At 43.3% G+C, this 18,074-nt stretch carries 15 protein-coding genes; 11 read left to right on the top strand and 4 right to left on the bottom strand.

Annotated elements, in window-relative coordinates; all coding sequences use genetic code 11:
• Positions 1-161 precede the first annotated feature (161 nt).
• Positions 162-4,049 (top strand): phosphoribosylformylglycinamidine synthase, encoded by a 3,888-nt coding sequence (gene purL / locus OO184_RS15740; protein ID WP_265379990.1) that lies wholly within the window; start codon positions 162-164, stop codon positions 4,047-4,049.
• 348 nt (positions 4,050-4,397) lie between these two features.
• Here the strand turns inward: purL and OO184_RS15735 are convergent, their stop codons facing one another.
• The 4 genes from OO184_RS15735 to OO184_RS15720 all read right to left on the bottom strand — a co-directional run bounded on the left by OO184_RS15735 (position 4,398) and on the right by OO184_RS15720 (position 6,576).
• Positions 4,398-4,706 (bottom strand): type II TA system antitoxin MqsA family protein, encoded by a 309-nt coding sequence (locus tag OO184_RS15735; protein ID WP_265379989.1) that lies wholly within the window; start codon positions 4,704-4,706, stop codon positions 4,398-4,400.
• A 97-nt stretch (positions 4,707-4,803) separates the two neighbouring features.
• Positions 4,804-5,403, bottom strand: a complete 600-nt coding sequence (locus tag OO184_RS15730; protein WP_265379988.1) for a short chain dehydrogenase — start codon at positions 5,401-5,403, stop codon at positions 4,804-4,806.
• A 566-nt stretch (positions 5,404-5,969) separates the two neighbouring features.
• Positions 5,970-6,317 carry a type II toxin-antitoxin system RelE/ParE family toxin gene (locus tag OO184_RS15725; protein ID WP_265379987.1) on the bottom strand — a complete coding sequence of 116 codons (348 nt, stop codon included), beginning with the start codon at positions 6,315-6,317 and terminating at the stop codon, positions 5,970-5,972.
• On the bottom strand, positions 6,304-6,576 hold the full coding sequence (locus tag OO184_RS15720) for a type II toxin-antitoxin system Phd/YefM family antitoxin (RefSeq protein WP_265379986.1): 273 nt from the start codon (positions 6,574-6,576) through the stop codon (positions 6,304-6,306). The genes OO184_RS15725 and OO184_RS15720 overlap by 14 nt, the downstream gene beginning before the upstream one ends.
• A gap of 767 nt (positions 6,577-7,343) precedes the next feature.
• Between OO184_RS15720 and OO184_RS15715 the strand changes: the two genes are divergently transcribed.
• The 10 genes from OO184_RS15715 to OO184_RS15670 all read left to right on the top strand — a co-directional run bounded on the left by OO184_RS15715 (position 7,344) and on the right by OO184_RS15670 (position 18,045).
• Positions 7,344-8,783 (top strand): sensor histidine kinase, encoded by a 1,440-nt coding sequence (locus OO184_RS15715; protein ID WP_265379985.1) that lies wholly within the window; start codon positions 7,344-7,346, stop codon positions 8,781-8,783.
• 3 nt (positions 8,784-8,786) lie between these two features.
• The gene (qseG, locus tag OO184_RS15710) at positions 8,787-9,635 is read left to right on the top strand and encodes a two-component system QseEF-associated lipoprotein QseG (RefSeq protein WP_265379984.1); all 849 of its coding nucleotides are present in this window, start codon (positions 8,787-8,789) and stop codon (positions 9,633-9,635) included.
• The gene (gene glrR, locus OO184_RS15705) at positions 9,632-10,969 is read left to right on the top strand and encodes a two-component system response regulator GlrR (RefSeq protein WP_265379983.1); all 1,338 of its coding nucleotides are present in this window, start codon (positions 9,632-9,634) and stop codon (positions 10,967-10,969) included. Before qseG ends, glrR begins: the two co-directional genes overlap by 4 nt.
• A gap of 66 nt (positions 10,970-11,035) precedes the next feature.
• Positions 11,036-12,658 (top strand): NAD+ synthase, encoded by a 1,623-nt coding sequence (locus OO184_RS15700; protein ID WP_265379982.1) that lies wholly within the window; start codon positions 11,036-11,038, stop codon positions 12,656-12,658.
• 15 nt (positions 12,659-12,673) lie between these two features.
• Positions 12,674-13,012 carry a nitrogen regulatory protein P-II gene (gene glnB, locus OO184_RS15695; protein WP_011147501.1) on the top strand — a complete coding sequence of 113 codons (339 nt, stop codon included), beginning with the start codon at positions 12,674-12,676 and terminating at the stop codon, positions 13,010-13,012.
• A gap of 663 nt (positions 13,013-13,675) precedes the next feature.
• Positions 13,676-15,706: a type VI secretion system Vgr family protein gene (locus tag OO184_RS15690; protein WP_265379981.1), complete on the top strand. Its 2,031-nt coding sequence runs from the start codon at positions 13,676-13,678 to the stop codon at positions 15,704-15,706.
• Positions 15,707-15,708: 2 nt separating this feature from the next.
• Complete coding sequence (locus OO184_RS15685) at positions 15,709-16,206, top strand: DUF4123 domain-containing protein (RefSeq protein ID WP_049584202.1); 498 nt, start codon at positions 15,709-15,711, stop codon at positions 16,204-16,206.
• Positions 16,203-16,544, top strand: a complete 342-nt coding sequence (locus OO184_RS15680) for a hypothetical protein (protein ID WP_265379980.1) — start codon at positions 16,203-16,205, stop codon at positions 16,542-16,544. The genes OO184_RS15685 and OO184_RS15680 overlap by 4 nt, the downstream gene beginning before the upstream one ends.
• Before the next feature lies 1 nt (position 16,545).
• Positions 16,546-17,310, top strand: coding sequence for a restriction endonuclease fold toxin 5 domain-containing protein (locus OO184_RS15675; RefSeq protein ID WP_265379979.1), 765 nt, complete (start codon positions 16,546-16,548; stop codon positions 17,308-17,310).
• Positions 17,311-17,322: 12 nt separating this feature from the next.
• Complete coding sequence (locus tag OO184_RS15670) at positions 17,323-18,045, top strand: Imm52 family immunity protein (protein WP_265379978.1); 723 nt, start codon at positions 17,323-17,325, stop codon at positions 18,043-18,045.
• The last annotated feature ends 29 nt before the right edge of the window (positions 18,046-18,074 follow it).

The following is an 18,074-nucleotide window of genomic DNA, read 5'->3' as shown; positions in this document are numbered from 1 at the left end:
GCAACTTAATTGATACTATTTGTATGGTCCGGCGATAGAATAAGAGGCTTTAATAATCGTCACGCAAACGGTTTCGTCGTGGGTGACAATCCTCTATAATGGGTTCATTTCCCCTTAGGCATCTATTAAGCTTTGCTTCTAAGATGAGAGAATTGATTACTATGAAAATTCTGCGTGGCTCACCTGCTTTATCTGCATTTCGTATCACTAAACTCCTTTCTGTATGTCAAGAACAGCAACTTCCGGTGGATGATATTTATGCCGAATATGTTCATTTTGCAGAGATTAATGCACCTTTGAGTGATGCTGATTCAGCGAAGTTACAACAATTATTAAAATATGGACCTTCGCTGGCTGAGCATGAACCCCAAGGTGCGTTGTTGTTAGTGACACCTCGTCCGGGAACGATTTCCCCGTGGTCTTCCAAAGCAACGGATATTGCTCACAATTGTGGCCTGTCCCAGGTTGTGCGTCTGGAGCGTGGCCTGGCTTATTACATCCAGAGTAGTGAAATGAGTGATGCACAGTGGCAAATATTGTCATCATTGCTGCATGATCGGATGATGGAAACGGTCTTCACTCAATTGGAACAGGCGGAGAAATTGTTTTCTCGTCAGCAACCCGTTCCGTTAAAACGCATTGATATTCTGCAAGCAGGACGCGGTGCGTTAGAAACCGCCAATATTGAACTTGGATTGGCGTTGGCCTCGGATGAGATTGATTATCTGATGGATGCTTTCCAGAAATTGGGGCGTAATCCAACAGATGTAGAGCTTTATATGTTTGCTCAGGCTAACTCAGAACATTGCCGTCATAAAATCTTTAATGCTGATTGGATTATTGATGATCAGGCACAGCCTAAATCATTGTTTAAAATGATTAAAAACACCTATGAGCAGACACCTGATTATGTCCTGTCAGCCTATAAAGATAATGCCGCGGTGATGGAGGGATCTGCTGTTGGCCGTTTCTTTGCCAGTGCGGAAAACGGTTCATATGATTACCATCAGGAGCAGGCCCATATTCTGATGAAAGTTGAAACCCATAATCACCCGACTGCGATTTCGCCTTGGCCGGGGGCATCGACAGGTTCTGGTGGTGAAATCCGCGATGAAGGGGCGACCGGTCGTGGCGCTAAGCCGAAAGCGGGTCTGGTGGGATTTTCGGTATCCAATCTGCGGATACCGGGTTTTGAACAGCCGTGGGAAGAGGATTTCGGTAAGCCTGAGCGTATTGTCAGCGCCTTGGATATCATGGTGGAAGGCCCTTTAGGGGGCGCGGCATTTAATAATGAATTTGGCCGTCCGGCGTTGTTGGGTTATTTCCGTACCTATGAAGAAAAAGTAAACAGTCATAACGGCAGCGAATTACGTGGTTATCACAAACCCATTATGCTGGCGGGTGGGATCGGTAATATTCGTGATGAACATGTCAAAAAGGGTGAAATTTCCGTTGGCGCAAAACTAATTGTGCTTGGCGGCCCGTCCATGAATATTGGCTTGGGTGGCGGGGCCGCATCTTCTATGGCATCGGGGCAATCTGACGCGGATCTGGATTTTGCTTCGGTTCAACGGGATAACCCGGAAATGGAGCGCCGTTGTCAAGAGGTGATCGATCGCTGTTGGCAGCTAGGCGAAAACAACCCGATTCTGTTTATTCATGATGTTGGCGCGGGTGGGCTTTCCAATGCGATGCCTGAGTTGGTCAGTGATGGTGGCCGCGGCGGACGATTTGAGTTACGTAAAATTCTCAATGATGAACCGGGGATGAGTCCGCTGGAAGTTTGGTGTAATGAGTCACAAGAGCGTTATGTACTGGCCGTTGCGCCGGAACAACTTCCGCTGTTTGAAGAGATTTGTCGGCGTGAGCGTGCGCCTTATGCCATTATCGGCGAGGCAACAGAGGAACGTCATTTGCTGCTTAATGATGAACATTTTGATAACCAGCCAATCGATATGCCTCTGGATGTACTGCTCGGTAAAACGCCAAAAATGTTGCGTAATGTCAATACATTAAAAGCGAGAGGTGAAAGCCTTGAGCGTCGGGATATTGATCTGGCGGAAGCGGTGAAACGCATTATGCATTTGCCGGCGGTGGCAGAAAAAACCTTCCTGATCACGATAGGCGATCGCTCTGTTACTGGCATGGTGGCCCGCGATCAAATGGTTGGACCGTGGCAGATCCCGGTTGCGGACTGTGCTGTTACCACTGCCAGCCTTGATAGCTACTATGGCGAAGCAATGTCTATGGGTGAACGTGCGCCGGTCGCGCTACTGGATTTTGCTGCCTCCGCTCGTATGGCGGTTGGTGAAGCCCTGACCAATATCGCTTCTGCTTATGTCCAGGATTTGAAACGCGTTAAACTTTCAGCTAACTGGATGTCTGCTGCGGGTCACCCCGGTGAGGATGCCGGTTTGTATGCGGCGGTTAAAGCGGTGGGTGAGGAGTTGTGTCCTGCGTTAGGGCTGACTATTCCGGTGGGTAAAGACTCCATGTCGATGAAAACCCGTTGGCATGACCAAGGCGAGGAGCGTGAGATGACGGCGCCTTTGTCACTGGTGATTACCGCTTTTGCCAGAGTGGAAGATGTACGCCGTACAGTGACGCCGGAGCTTTCCACCGATGAAGATAATGTGTTGTTATTAATCGATCTGGGTCAAGGAAAGAACGCATTGGGCGGTACCGCATTGGCGCAAGTTTACCGTCAACTGGGTAATAAAACCGCGGATGTACGTAGTGCTGAGCAATTGGCTGGTTTCTTTAATGCTATTCAGCAACTGATTTCGGAACAAAAATTACTGGCTTATCACGACCGCTCTGATGGTGGTTTATTGGTAACGTTGGCTGAAATGGCTTTTGCCGGGCACTGTGGCATTGAAGCTGATATCAGCGTGTTTGATGAAGATATTCTGGCTGCGCTCTTTACCGAAGAGTTGGGCGCGGTGGTTCAGATTCGAGCATCGGATAGAGGATTTGTTGACAGCGTTTTGGCAGAACATGGTCTGGCCGATTGCGTGCATTATCTGGGTAAAGCCAAAGCAGGTGATGATTTTGTGATCTTTAGCGGCAACACTGAAGTTTATCGTCAGAATCGCAGTACTTTGCGTTTATGGTGGGCAGAAACCACATGGCAAATGCAGCGTCTGCGCGATAACCCGGAGTGTGCAGATCAAGAACATCAGGCTAAACAAGATAATCAGGACCCTGGACTGAATGTAAAACTGACCTTTGATATTTCAGAAGATATTGCAGCGCCTTACATTTTGCAGCAGGTAAGGCCGAAGGTGGCTGTACTGCGTGAACAGGGTGTTAACTCCCATGTTGAAATGGCCGCGGCGTTCCACCAAGCAGGTTTTGAGGCGATTGATGTTCATATGAGTGATTTGTTGTCTGGGCGCATTGGATTGAGCCAATTCCAGACACTGGTTGCTTGTGGTGGCTTCTCATATGGTGACGTGTTGGGGGCAGGTGAAGGTTGGGCGAAATCAATTTTGTTCAATGAGCGTGTTCGTGATGAATTTGCGGCTTTCTTTGCACGACCTGATACCTTGGCGCTTGGTGTTTGTAATGGTTGCCAGATGATGTCTAACTTGCGGGAGTTGATCCCAGGTGCCGAACATTGGCCGCGTTTTGTCCGTAACCGTTCAGAGCGTTTTGAAGCACGATTCAGTTTGGTGGAAATTACGGACAGTCTGTCGCTGTTCTTGCAAGATATGGTAGGTTCTCGTATACCGATTGCGGTTTCTCATGGGGAAGGGCAAGTGGAATTCCGTGATAGACAGCATCTTGAGATGCTTGAAAGCAACCAGTTAGTGGCGCTGCGTTATGTGAATAACTATGGTCAGGTCACGGAAAACTATCCAGCTAACCCAAATGGTTCAGTGAATGGCATTACCGCAGTGACTAGCCTTGATGGTCGAGCAACCGTGATGATGCCGCATCCAGAAAGGGTATCCCGCACGGTGAATAACTCCTGGCATCCAAATGAATGGAGCGAAGATGGCCCGTGGCTGCGAGTTTTCCGTAATGCTCGTAAGCAGTTAGGGTAATCAGGTGGTTTTTTAAACGATAGTATTGATTGGCTTCATTGAGATTCTTTATTTCGTAATTGATATAAGATCACAATTGAAGCCATTTTTTTATTTGTTTTAGCGTTCCATCCAGAGGTATAAGCGGCTATGTTTGGATGGCCTGGTAATGAATCTAGATAGAAAGGTTTTTCACGTTTTGGCTAATATAATTATACAAATTTTTTAAACTTATATATTGAACGTATGGAAATGAGCTGGTTTTGTCGAATACGAAGTTGATAGATAAACCGATTTCGATCCCAGTCGTGTTGTTTGAGGATAGACCTATAATAAGGGGTTGGAGTCCAATAGAACGAATAGCAAGAATCACATCATCCTGACCTCAGAGAGTAAATCGGGGTGACGATCCAACACTTTAAGCAACTTCACTAAAGCTAGAGATGGCTTGGTCTTGCCGTTTTCATAGCGCGAGAAAGCATTGATGCCGCCGCCGAAGATTTCAGAAGCTTCCCGCTGATCAAGCGCGAGCTTCTTACGTACTCTGGCAATGAACTTAGGATCGACTATGGCCGCGTTGACTTGCTTCGAGAATGTCTGCATTTCGCACATGACGCGTTCCGATTCCGCAGCATCCAAAATAGATTCGGCGCAGGCAGGGCAGAAGTCGCCTGCCATCTTATACTGCTCATAATTTTATCTATAATAAATAATGAGTTGAAGAAGGCCATGTGTAGCAGAATGATGAAACGTTATTTATATTCTTTTTTCTAAATTAATAAACTTCGTAGTTTTGTCCGGTTTGAGCTCCGTCGACACTTTTCCTAAAAGCAAGAGCTACACGGCTTGCAGGAACAGCGTTAAAACCTGGGAAAAACTCACCGTATTTATCCAATGATTCCTGTAAGACATTAGGGCTAACGCTGTTTATGCGTATTCTCCTTGGCATTTCAATTGCTGCACATTTTACAAATGCCTTGACACCGCCATTTGCCATAGCTGCTGATGCTCCTTGTCGGATAGGGTCGTCCATTATAATTCCAGTTGTTAAAGTAAAACTTCCGCCATCGTTAATATAGTCCATCCCTAACAGTACCAAGTTAATTTGGCCTTTAAGTTTACTGTTGATTCCTATTTCATTTAACTCTGGAGTTAATTCTGAAATTGATCCAAAATGCGCGCTACCTGTTGCACTGACTACAGCATCAACTTTTCCAATTTTTTCATACATACGCTTAATGCTATCAATGGAAGTGATATCAACTATAACATCTAAACCATTCCTTCCAGCACGAATGATTTCGTGATTTTTTTCTAATTCTTCCGAGATTGCTTTTCCTATCGTACCGCTTGCTCCAATAACAATAACTTTCATTTCTATTTACCCTTTCCTAATTAATAAAAATATCGTTGCATAGTGAATATTACTCATAACTCGATATAGGTGGAAGCCTCCAATAATGCTAGAACATAAAATTAAATTTACAACTCGAATAGTTTAATCAGGCAATAGTGTAAGGTGGAATTTGTATTAAATAAGCTTAATTCGGATGTTTTTAAGACATTTTTGGCGCATTTTTAAGATGTTTTTTAAATAGTATTCATAAAAATATAGTCTAAATTGAGTGCATATTATACATTTTGGTGTTTTTTTTCATCTAAAAAATGTTAAAAAATAGAATTTTTTAATGATAATTTAAGTTTGAGTATATTTTTATGGAACTCCAAAGCACATTGTCAGAAATTTATAGCATCTAAATGAATGGAACGAAGATGGTCCGTGGCCGCGAATTTTCCGTAATGCTCGTAAGTAGTTAGGGTAGTATTGCAAGATAAGTAAATAGCGATAATGGAGTTAAACTAGTTGAAGGACACTTTCAATTCATACCAAAAGGGTGAGCAAAAATCGCTCTCCCTTTTGGTTAATAGAATGTCAGAAGTTCAGTCTCTACGCAGGCAGTATTGGATCAGTGCTTGGCGTAAATTCTGTCGTGTATTTAGGAACAGTGTAGCAATTACGGTATGGTTGGCTTCATCTATTTTGTAGATCGCTCGAAGTTGCAATTTAGTATCCACATAGTCATGGTAGCTGGTTAACCCTATATCAGCCGTTTCCTCGCATAGTGGAGTACTTTTAGGATGTTTAAGAACACGGGCTTCAAAGCTGTATAAAAAGGTTTCCAGTATTTCCCAAGATGTTTCTGCGCCGATATGTCTGGTTAAATAGTTAAAACGTTCATGAAGCTGGTTTTCAAACGTCTGAGTATATTCAATTTTATTTACTATCACCGTTTGCTAAGTTCCGTAAGTTATTTCGTAGTTCACTGGATGACACGATTCGTCCAGATTTTATGTCTTTTTCAGCAAAAGATAGCAGGCGTAGCAATGCCATTTGTTCTTGCTGCATTTCAAACTGAACAGGATCTTGAACCACATATAGCGGCTCCCCGTTTTGGGTTACTGTGACTGGCTGTGATACATCCATAGAAGCTAGTTCTTTTTTAAACGCAGAGACTGTCGTAATTCGCGAATTTGGGGTTTGATACATATTGTCCTCCGGATAGAAACCTTGTTGCCTCTTAATAATACATCATTTGCTGATAAAGGCCATATGTGGGGCAAATATGGACCATTGATAACTCAGATGTGAAAATTTTAACTCGGTAAATTGTCACAAATTTAACTCTGTTTTTCGTTGTCTCAATTACCCGACAAACATGCGTTATAGGTGTCTCAAAAAGGAGACATTTAACTGTTTGATTTTAATCTATTTTTATTTGCATGATTTTAGGTGTCTTTAATTGGCGACAAAAAATAAATTTCACTCATACCGGAAAATAAGGCGTTTGGTCGCTGAAACGTTACGTTTAACTTTTTATAAAGTAAAAACAGTTAGTTATGATTTTAATTTTAATGTTGGCATGGAATCTGCATTAAACTGGCGCAGTTGCTCATTCAACTTCTTATGTCGGCCCACATTAGGTGGAGAAATGCCACATAAACTATCGAATGATGCCAAAGTAAGGTGCCTACCGTCCAACTCAGTGATATCGCTTTCGAGCCTTATCAAACATCGGGCGACACGTGGAGTGAGGCACCACCTATGCCTGACTGTAGATAAACAACAGGCATAAGTATCCTCACTGGCGGGATAGTAGCAAAAACTGTTATCCCGCCGTCATCGCTCAGGTGTTTACCTGCCCCTTTGTACTGTTTGCGTCTAAACTGATTTTCAGTCACAGCAGAATTTATCAGCCGATGGGTTTTTCTATCAGCCCTTTGTCGGTTAGCATTGGTGTATTGACAGGTTACGAGATGATTTCCTTGAAAAAATGGCGTTTATTTCCGCGCTCATTGCGCCAATTAGTTGTCATGGCCTTCTGGCTGGTGTTATTGCCGTTGTTGGTTTTGGCTTATCAGGCTTATCAGAGTCTTGATCAACTCAGTGAGCAAGCGGCTGATATAAACCGTACCACGCTAGCGGATGCCCGCCGCAGTGAGGCTATGACAGGTATTGCGTTGGAGATGGAGCGCAGTTACCGCCAATATTGCGTGTTAGGGGATAAGACGTTGGAAAACCTTTACCAAAGGCAATATGGGCAATATTCTAAAATGCTGAAAGATCAGATGGCTATACTTGATGATCAAAAATATATTAAGACGCTTAACAGTTTATTGTCGCAATTGACAAAGATCACTTGTCTTAATAGTGAACCTACCCAACCTGCCGCTCAATTACTTGAGCAATTCTCCAATGCTAATAGCCAGATGGTACAGGCTACCCGTGATATTATTTTCAGCCGGGGAGAACAGCTACAGAGAGATATTGCTGAAAAAGGGCAATTTTTTGGCTGGCAGAGTCTTATTTTATTTCTACTGAGTGCGTTATTGGTCGCGTTATTTACTCGCATGATTATCGGGCCGGTTAAAGGGATTGAGCGCATGATTAACCGATTAGGGGAAGGGCAATCATTGGGCGTGCGTATAGATTCTTTTAAGGGGCCGCGAGAACTCCGTTCTTTAGCACAGCGAATTATCTGGCTTAGTGAACGTTTAGCCTGGCTGGAATCACAGCGCCATGAGTTTTTACGTCATATTTCCCATGAACTGAAAACACCGCTGGCAAGTATGCGGGAAGGAACAGAATTACTGGCTGATGAAGTGGCAGGGCCATTAACGGCCGATCAGCAAGAAGTGGTTGCTATTCTTGATAATAGTAGTAAACATTTACAGCAATTGATCGAGCAATTATTGGATTATAACCGTAAACTGGCGGATGGCCCGACGGAGCAACAGCAGATTTCTCTGCGGGAAATTGTTAATGAAGTGGTTTTATCCCACAGCTTACCTGCGAGATCGAAGAATATTCGGACGGAAACTCAGCTTGATGCTGATATTTTATGGGCAGAGCCTACGTTATTAATGCGGGTTATCGATAATCTCTACTCTAATGCGGTGCACTATGGCGCCGAATCCGGTAACATCTGGGTTTCAAGTCGTCAGGTTGGCAAATATGTTCAGATTAATGTTGCTAATACAGGTACGCCAATTCCTGAATCGGAACGCAGTATGATTTTTGAACCGTTCTATCAGGGAACGCTCCAGCGTAAAGGTGCCGTGAAAGGCAGCGGTCTTGGGCTAAGTATTGCGCAGGATTGTATTAAGCGTATGGGGGGCGAACTGATATTAATTCAGAGCGAATTTGCTGACGTATGTTTTCGTATTAAATTGCCATTAGCTGCTGAGAATGAATAAATAATGCATAACAGGTCTACTTACCGTTTTGTACAAAAGACGGATCGGCAGAATATTGCAGTACAACCTGGGAAAAACGTGTTGGTTGCCAGATTGTTATTACCACGAGTTTCAGTTTGGGGTTTTGGCATGATGCTGTTGATCTTCGTCGCTTTTTTATTGGCGGGTTGCGTCAAAAATCCGGTTAATAATAATTTGACGGCAGTGACGCAAATGGTAATACCAGAGCAACGGATAACGGATTACCGCATTGCAGAGTGTGAGTTAATGTGGGATTTAGAGACGACGTCGTCGATTGAGAATGCGCTTTACTGGTTGCGATTGATGAGCTGTTCAGATCGTCTGACATCAGCGAAAGCACGTAATATGGCGAAATACACGCTTCCGGGTACTTGGGATATGGCGTTTAAACAAAGTATCTTACTTAACAGTGCCGGGCCTACGCTGTCTGAGCGTCGGAAAATAGTTGAAAATCTCAACAAATATCGGCTGAAATTCCCAGATTCATTGCGGTCGTTATTACAGTTATGGCGCGAACAGCAGGTTCAGCAAATTGCCGTGGCTGAGGAGCGGGCAAGATTCCAAAAATTACAGGCAGATACGGATAATAAACTTGATCGTCTGCGTGAAAGTCGCGCACGGTTGGAATTTGAGCTACAAGAAACTTCGCGTAAACTGGAAAACCTGACAGATATTGAGCGTCAGCTCTCTTCCCGTAAGCAAAATCAGGGAAGTGCTGGATCAGGCAATTCAGATAAACATGCTGAAACGCCAGCGACGCCGGCATTACCTAACAACAAAAACAGTACGCCAAACAATACCTCTGAATCAGATAAAGGAGCAGCACCATGACAGCGCGTAAGCCAGCCCATCTTCTTCTGGTTGATGACGATCCTGGTTTGTTGAAATTGTTGGGAATGCGTCTTACCAGTGAAGGTTTTCGTGTCACAACCGCAGAAAGTGGCGGTGAAGCGTTGAAACTGTTGACTAAAGAAAAAATCGATTTGGTGATCAGCGACCTGCGTATGGATGAAATGGATGGTATGGCGCTGTTCGCTGAAATCCAGAAACAACAACCGGGCATGCCGGTTATTATTCTGACGGCTCATGGTTCAATTCCAGAGGCAGTGGCGGCCACTCAACAGGGGGTTTTTAGTTTTCTGACTAAACCGGTTGATCGGGATGCGCTTTATAAAGCGATTGATGGCGCATTGGCGTTAACCACGCCCGCCAGTGATGAACAATGGCGGGAGCAGATAGTTACCCGCAGTCCTGTTATGTTGCGTTTGTTGGAGCAGGCGCGAATGGTCGCGCAATCTGATGTAAGCGTGCTGATCAACGGTCAGAGCGGTACCGGGAAGGAAGTGTTAGCCCAGGCAATTCACCGCGCCAGCCCTCGGGCGAAAAAACCATTTATCGCGATTAACTGTGGTGCTTTGCCGGAACAACTCCTTGAGTCAGAACTGTTTGGTCATGCCAAAGGGGCATTTACCGGCGCGGTCAGTAGCCGTGAAGGGCTGTTCCTTACTGCACAAGGGGGAACGCTGTTTCTTGATGAAATCGGCGATATGCCGCTGGCTTTGCAGGTTAAATTATTGCGGGTATTGCAGGAACGTAAAATACGCCCGCTCGGAAGTAACCGCGATCTGGATATTGATGTACGGATTATCTCCGCGACTCACCGTGATTTACCGAAGGCAATGGCAAAAAATGAGTTTCGCGAAGATCTCTATTACCGCCTAAATGTGGTGAACTTGAAAATTCCAGCTTTGAATGGCCGGGTTGAAGATATTCCTTTATTGGCGAATCATCTGTTGCGTGAATCAGCGAAGCGCCATAAACCTTTTGTCCGTAGTTTCTCCGTTGATGCCATGAAATGCCTGATGGCGGCAAGTTGGCCTGGCAATGTGCGTCAGCTTGTTAATGTGATTGAACAGTGTGTTGCGCTCACTACCGCGCCGGTTATTAGTGAAGCCTTGGTTATGCAGGCGCTGGAAGGGGAAAATACAGCGTTACCCACGTTTGTAGAAGCCAGAAATCAGTTTGAACTGAATTATCTGCGTAAATTACTGCAAATGACCAAAGGGAATGTGACTCATGCGGCGCGTATGGCGGGACGTAACCGGACTGAATTCTACAAATTACTGGCGCGCCATGAATTGGATGCGAATGATTTTAAAGAATAACTTTTCTGCTGCTCAGGAAGTTTTTACACTGGTATAAAGATTGGTGGCTTGGGAGAGCCAAATTTTATGAGCCGTACTCTTAATATTGCCCTTGCACAGCTTAATTGGATGATTGGCGACATTGAAGGCAACTGTGAACGTATGTTGCAGACAGTACAGGAACAACAGCAACAAGGTGCTGATTTGGTGATGTTTTCTGAACTGGCGATATCCGGTTATTCTCCAGAAGATCTATTATTCCGGGCTGATTTTCATCAGCGTTGCCGTGAGCAATTAGCGCGTTTACAGGCGGCCAGTTGTCAAACGGCTATTTTAGTTGGTCATCCTTGGGAGCAGGACGGGGAGATTTACAACGCGCTTTCCTTATTCTGGCAAGGGAAAATTTTGGCCCGTTATTTCAAACAACGGTTACCAAATTATGGTGTTTTTGATGAAAAACGCTATTTTAAAGCGGGCGATCAAAGCTGTGTTGTGCCATTTAAGGGCTACAATCTCGGCTTATTAATTTGTGAAGATTTATGGTTTGATGAACCGATTGATGCCTTAAAACAGGCCGGTGCAGACTTAATTCTTTCTATTAATGCTTCTCCATATAATCGTGAAAAACCTTATATTCGTTATGAACTGATTAGAGAACATTGCCAACGTACAGATTTATCCATGATTTATCTTAATCAGGTTGGTGGTCAGGATGAGCTGATTTTCGATGGCTGTTCTAAAGTTTTTAATGCAAATGGTGAAGTGACTCACCGGCTAGCCGCATTTAATGAACAAATCCAACAATGCCGCTTTAATGAATTAAAGATTGAACCTATGGTTAATCCGGCGCTTGAATTACCGCCATTGCAACAGGTATATCAGGCATTAGTCCTTTCAGTGCATGATTACGTGCGCAAAAATGGTTTTCAAGGCGTGTTGTTAGGCTTATCCGGGGGAATTGACTCTGGTTTAACGTTGGCAATTGCTGTTGATGCATTGGGTAAAGATCATGTTCAGGCTGTTATGATGCCATTTCGCTATACATCTGAAATGAGTATAGAAGATGCTAAAGAACAAGCTGATATGTTGGGCGTTGAGTTTAATGTGGTATCGATCGAACCGATGTTTGATGCATTTATGGCACAATTTGAACCGCTATTTGCGGGTACGGCCAAAGACACCACCGAAGAGAATTTACAGGCGCGTTGTCGTGCCGTTATTCTGATGGCGATGTCTAATAAACGCCATCGTCTGGTGCTGACGACCAGTAATAAGAGTGAATCAGCGGTGGGATATTCCACATTATATGGTGATATGGCGGGTGGTTTTAATGCGCTGAAAGATGTACCGAAAACGTTGGTATTTGAATTAGCAAAATATCGTAATACTGTTTCGCCGGCGATACCTCAAAGAGTCATTGATCGTCCGCCATCGGCAGAATTGGCGCCTGGGCAGCTTGATCAGGACAGTTTACCGCCTTATGACATTCTGGATGATATTCTGGAAGGTTATGTGGAACAGGATAAGTCGGTTGATGAGCTGGCGGCAGCGGGGTTTGATGAGCAGATTGTACGCAAAGTTGTTCGTTTGGTTGATATTAACGAATATAAACGTCGTCAAGCTCCGGTGGGTCCGCGTATTACGCACCGTAATTTTGGTAAAGACAGACGTTACCCGATTACCTCTGGTTTCGGCCGTAAAAATTGGTAACAACAGGAAAACTTCATGAAAAAGATTGATGCGATTATCAAACCTTTCAAGCTGGATGATGTGCGTGAAGCTCTGGCGGAAGTGGGTATCACCGGAATGACGGTAACCGAGGTAAAAGGTTTTGGGCGCCAGAAAGGACATACCGAACTGTATCGCGGTGCGGAATATATGGTGGATTTTCTGCCAAAAGTGAAAATCGAAATTGTCGTGCCAGATGATATTGTCGATACTTGTGTTGAAACTATTATGCAGACTGCACAGACCGGAAAAATCGGCGATGGTAAAATATTTGTATTCGATGTGGCGCGTGTTGTACGTATTCGTACCGGTGAGCAGGACGAAGAGGCGATTTAATCCAATTTAAATTTTGAGGGTGGTGATAGGCGGAAAAAAGCTATGGTCACCCTCGATAAAAATCGCCGGAGTTTTCGATAGGTAATCGCTAAAGCAAAATAGGATATTGGCATTCAGAATTAAGATATTGGCTAATATAGAAAATATTGAGAGTGGAGTAAAACCCCTGTCAATATAATATAAAGATTAGATAAATATATTAATCAGCCATAATCAGGGATGTGGTTAATTAAATAATTATTTGAAAATACAGTATAAATTAATTATTCTCAAGGTGGCCGTATGCCGTTTTGATAAATAAATTTATCTTTTGTAAATTACTGAATGTGTTTTAAATCAATCATCTAACCTTAATGGCTATTATCAATTTAAATTTATTGGGAGAATTTAAGGCTATCTTTAAAAAACCGATTAAAGATGGTTCCTGAGATAATCAAAGCATTCTATGCCACATGGCGCTGTTTGGGATATGGATGATAACAGAGTTGCGGAAAGTTCGTTTGAAAGTTACCAAACTCCACTGTGGCGCCAATGTTGTATTTCATCATATTTTCTTATGATCTTATTGCCTGATTGATTAAAAAATATCATAATTGATTCTTTTGTGATCATTTCGTGTGGGTATATTGCGGACTGACAACTCAATTATAGGTAATAATGCTTATGGTTAATGATCTTAATGTGGAACGAACCGGACTTGTTTTTACTCTCACAGCCGGTAATCTCCCTGTGAAAACTTTTGCTGTGGTTGAATTTACACTGAATGAAGCCTTGTCAACGCTATTCAGTTTGCAAGCCACACTAACTTGTGCCAATCCAGACATTGATTTTGCGGATGTTCTGGATAAATACGCTACATTGACCGTTTATCGTGACGGGCAGCCTGAGCGTTATATCACTGGGATTGTGACTCATTTTGTGCAGGAAACAACGGGCCGTTATCGTAGTTGTTACTACCTGACCCTCCATCCTTCCTTGTGGCGTGCCGGATTGCGGGTTAACTCCCGTATTTTTCAGAATAAATCCGTTGCCGATATTATTGATAGGCTATTGAAAGAAAATGGCATTCGTCAATTCTCTTGTCTATTGCGTTATGAACATCCAGCGCGGGAATTCTGTGTTCAGTACGATGAGAGTGATTTGGCTTTTTTACAGCGTCTGTTAGCTGATGAAGGGATCTTTTATTACTATTACTTTGATCAGGGTAAGGGCGAGCCGACAATGGTTTTTGTCGACTCTTATGCCAAGAATGGCTCTCTTTCACTGCCCTACAACCCAGAACTTGATGCCACAGGCAACCAGTGTTGCATCAGCCAGTTTCGTTGGGGGGAAAGGGTGGGCATTGCTGAAGTTTCGGTGAGAGATTACACATTTAAACATCCCCGGTGGTATGCTGATTTTCAATTCCATGAGAACCATAGGTACATCAATAATCAGCGTTCGGATTTAAATAGCTACTATTACTATGACTTTCCCGGACGTTATAAAGATGGAAATGGGCAACGGATAAGCCAATATCGGTTGGAGGCATTGCGTAATGATGCTTTGCTCGGCAGTGGGCAGAGTGACAGTTTTGCTCTCTTGCCGGGCATGTGGTTTACGCTTACCGATCATCCGAAAGAAAAATTTAATGCACCGTGGCAAATAATCCAAATTACTCACCGTGGCCATCAACCTCAAGCAGATGAATCTCATTTTGATCGCAGAGGGACGACTTTGACGAATGGTTTTACCTTTGGTAGTCCCAACCGGGTATGGCGTCCCTTGCCTTACCCCAAGCCACATATTGATGGCCTGCAAATTGCCACCGTGGTGGGTCCAGAGGGAGAAGAAATATTTTGTGATGAATATGGACGGGTACGGGTGCAATTTGCCTGGGATCGGTATGGCAAGCTTAATGATCAAAGTTCTTGCTGGATAAGAGTTAGCCAAGCTTGGGCTGGACACGGTTGGGGAATGATTACCATCCCGCGTGTTGGTCAGGAAGTATTGGTTGATTTTATGCATGGCGATCCTGACCAGCCGATTATTACTGGACGAACCTATAATGCCGTCAATATCCCACCGAACCGTTTACCGATGGCAAAAACGCAAATGTTAATCCGATCAAAAACCCATAAAGGGGAAGGGTTTAATGAACTGCGTTTTGACGATGATAAAGGCGATGAAGAAATCTATATTCATGCTCAGAAGAATATGAAAACTGAGATTTTAAACGATGAAATGGTCAATATTGCACATAATCGGACTCATCATATTAAACACGACGCCCACTTACGTGTTGATAATGAATATCGTGTTCTGGCGAAGCATGATATTTCCGTTTCAACCGGGCAAAAACTTCATATCAAAGCTGACGATGCGTTGTTGGTACAAAGTGGAAATGAAATTCATCTCAGTTCCGGGGCGAAGGTGGTTATTGATGCCGGCAGCGAGCTCACCTTACAGGCTGCGGGGCATTTTATTAAAATTGATGCCAGTGGTATCAGCAGTAGTGCCGGGATTAGTTTTGCCAGTGGAACACCGGGCACAGGTTCGGGTTGGGGAGGAAAGTTGCCGGATATGCTGGATAAACTGAAACAGGTCAGTGCTGAAATATCCACTCCTGTTGCTAAAGCACCACTTAAAGAAATTTGTCTCAGTTGTTTGATGAAAGCTGAGCTTGAAGAAGCAATAACCGTTATCCGGGGGTAATTATGACACCTGAATTAAGCGAAAAACTGGTTAATTATCAGAAAGAACATCCCGGCGTTCGGCTTTATGCGTTGGTGAGTGGTTTGCAGTATGAGCGCTGTTTTGGTGAAGAAATTAATTATATCGTGGGTGTCAACAACCCACTATTCCGGCACTATCCAGATTCAAAAGTTGCGTTTGCAGGCCCGTGGCTGTTTGATATGGAATATGCTCATCAGTGGCAAGATAAATTATCAACTCTTGAAGAAACATATCCGGCAGTATCATGGCTGTTAACCGCTCTATCATTAGATAAGTTGACCCACCATCTTGTGCCATATTTGAATATTCAACTGCCGACAAAACAGACGGCACTGCTACGTTTTTATGATCCCCGTATTTTGCATCGCATCAGTGACATTTTTAGCCATGAGCAATTGTCTGCATTTACGCATGGTATTGATAAATGGGTTTATCAATACCATACCACTTATTATTCGGTGTCAGGAGCTCCATTATGATTGAATTGACTCAGGAACAGTTTGATATTATCACCAGATTGGAAAAACAGACGGTTATTGATCGTATACAAGCTGAACTTCTTGCCAAACATGCGGATTTAATTCCTTCTCCATCTTCGCTGAACGAGCGGCTAATGGCTGCTTATGATTATTTGCTGACGTTAAACTTTCAGGATAAATACTTGATTCAAGCCTATTTATCTCTGGTCGCATTTAATCCTGATTTTCAGCATGCCTCGTCAATCAAGTCTGCTTTGGAATCTCCTGATCAGAAATCCGAACAACAGTTTAAAGATATTCTTTGTATTGCAAAAAATAAGATAAACAGGAGACGTTAATATGCCAATACCCTTATTAGCCCCTGTTGCAGTGGGTGCGGCTGAATATGTCGCCAGCGCCTGTGCTGGAGTATTAATTGCAGTCGGTATCATGGAAGCGGGTAAAGATAAATCCGTGATAGACGATGACAACATTCGACATAAAAAAACGGACTTTGTAATCAGCCCTGACATCACCGACGAAGATCGAAATATCGTCTGGAGCGCCGAAGCGCATGCGGATTTTTGGGAGGACGATGATTTAGGGGAGGAATCCGTTGATACCAGTGCAGTTCAGACTAAAGCACAGTCTAAGACGGAAGAGTGTGAAAAAACGGAAACTAAAAAAGAGTGTCAGGCTTGCCTGGCTATTCCGGTGACGAGTGAAAAGTATCGTAAAGTTAGTCGTTGGAGCGCCATCACGATTAACTATCAGCGATTTATTGCTAAAACTAAATATGACCCGACCACACAAATGATCCAGGAGTTTCAGTGCCTGAAAGTCACCTTTGATGGCTGGCGGCCAGCATATTGCTTATTTCTAGAGGCCAAGGCTCGGTATGATCAATTTTTTAATAGTGAAGGAAATCCTAAAAATTGGTGGCAGGGAATTTATTCCGCTAAAGGCCAAGCACGCAGACATCAAGTAGTTTGTGATGCATTGGAAAATACTCCCCAGGTGGAATGGCATTTTTTACAACCTGTCAGTTCTAGCTATTTTAAGATATTGTTCGGTGAATATAAAAATATCAGTGTTCACTATACCCCTTGCGACAGTTTAGTTTAACACGAGGTTAACATGGCAATAATTCATATAAAATTTAATGTACGTTATGAGCAACAAGAAAACATTACTCCTAATATCGCATTGATAGATTTGTTTCATATTACTCGACAAATAGATATCTTTCTGGGACAGAAAAAAAACTGGTTCTTAAAGGGATATTCCCGTAAAGATGCCTTGAAACATATTGTATTTGATGAGCAGGGGCCAACTGAAGTTGCCATAAGAAGTTTTGAAAAAGATTATAGGAAAAATTTTCCTGCTCTTATTACTGGTATATGGGATGGTGAAAAGGATGAATTGGATAGTGGAATTGATTACTTTAAATCATCAACTTTTCGTCCCAATTGGGTTTGGTTAGTATTAAATTTAACGACTGATACTAGTCAGCTTAGTCTATCCCGATTAATTGATTTAGTTAAATACTTAGCGACCAGTCGTGATTTTCCTTATATTCAAGTAGAAACTAACGGCTATACCTTAAAAGGCAAACAAGTTTTCCCTGATCGCCTCAGTGTCGGCTGGATGCTTTACCAGCCCCGCATTATTGATAAATCCTATCTGCCTATGGCGGAGGATGTGCTCCCTGTGTATCAAAATAATGAACAGGTTGGCACGTTGATTATTACCAAAAAAGGAATTTTTGATGGAAGAAATCAGGATGATATTGATAAATCCAATGATATTGAAATTCAATTGGTGAACTTGGGATTACTGCCATTAATTACCGAAGTTTAATGGGGGAATGATGTTATTTACCAATCGAA

This window comes from Photorhabdus aballayi (assembly GCF_026153155.1).
GTDB lineage: Bacteria > Pseudomonadota > Gammaproteobacteria > Enterobacterales > Enterobacteriaceae > Photorhabdus > Photorhabdus luminescens.
This window is presented reverse-complemented; position numbering and strand designations above follow the sequence as displayed.

Excerpts from the sequence above, each read along its gene's own strand:
- OO184_RS15735 (WP_265379989.1), bottom strand. The coding sequence starts at position 4,706 with ATGGCAGGCGACTTCTGCCCTGCCTGCGCCGAATCTATTTTGGATGCT.
- OO184_RS15675 (WP_265379979.1), top strand. The coding sequence starts at position 16,546 with ATGCCAATACCCTTATTAGCCCCTGTTGCAGTGGGTGCGGCTGAATAT.
- glnB (WP_011147501.1), top strand. The coding sequence starts at position 12,674 with ATGAAAAAGATTGATGCGATTATCAAACCTTTCAAGCTGGATGATGTG.
- OO184_RS15690 (WP_265379981.1), top strand. The coding sequence starts at position 13,676 with ATGGTTAATGATCTTAATGTGGAACGAACCGGACTTGTTTTTACTCTC.
- OO184_RS15670 (WP_265379978.1), top strand. The coding sequence starts at position 17,323 with ATGGCAATAATTCATATAAAATTTAATGTACGTTATGAGCAACAAGAA.
- purL (WP_265379990.1), top strand. The coding sequence starts at position 162 with ATGAAAATTCTGCGTGGCTCACCTGCTTTATCTGCATTTCGTATCACT.
- OO184_RS15720 (WP_265379986.1), bottom strand. The coding sequence starts at position 6,576 with ATGTATCAAACCCCAAATTCGCGAATTACGACAGTCTCTGCGTTTAAA.
- qseG (WP_265379984.1), top strand. The coding sequence starts at position 8,787 with ATGCATAACAGGTCTACTTACCGTTTTGTACAAAAGACGGATCGGCAG.
- OO184_RS15730 (WP_265379988.1), bottom strand. The coding sequence starts at position 5,403 with ATGAAAGTTATTGTTATTGGAGCAAGCGGTACGATAGGAAAAGCAATC.
- OO184_RS15680 (WP_265379980.1), top strand. The coding sequence starts at position 16,203 with ATGATTGAATTGACTCAGGAACAGTTTGATATTATCACCAGATTGGAA.
- OO184_RS15715 (WP_265379985.1), top strand. The coding sequence starts at position 7,344 with ATGATTTCCTTGAAAAAATGGCGTTTATTTCCGCGCTCATTGCGCCAA.
- OO184_RS15685 (WP_049584202.1), top strand. The coding sequence starts at position 15,709 with ATGACACCTGAATTAAGCGAAAAACTGGTTAATTATCAGAAAGAACAT.
- OO184_RS15700 (WP_265379982.1), top strand. The coding sequence starts at position 11,036 with ATGAGCCGTACTCTTAATATTGCCCTTGCACAGCTTAATTGGATGATT.
- glrR (WP_265379983.1), top strand. The coding sequence starts at position 9,632 with ATGACAGCGCGTAAGCCAGCCCATCTTCTTCTGGTTGATGACGATCCT.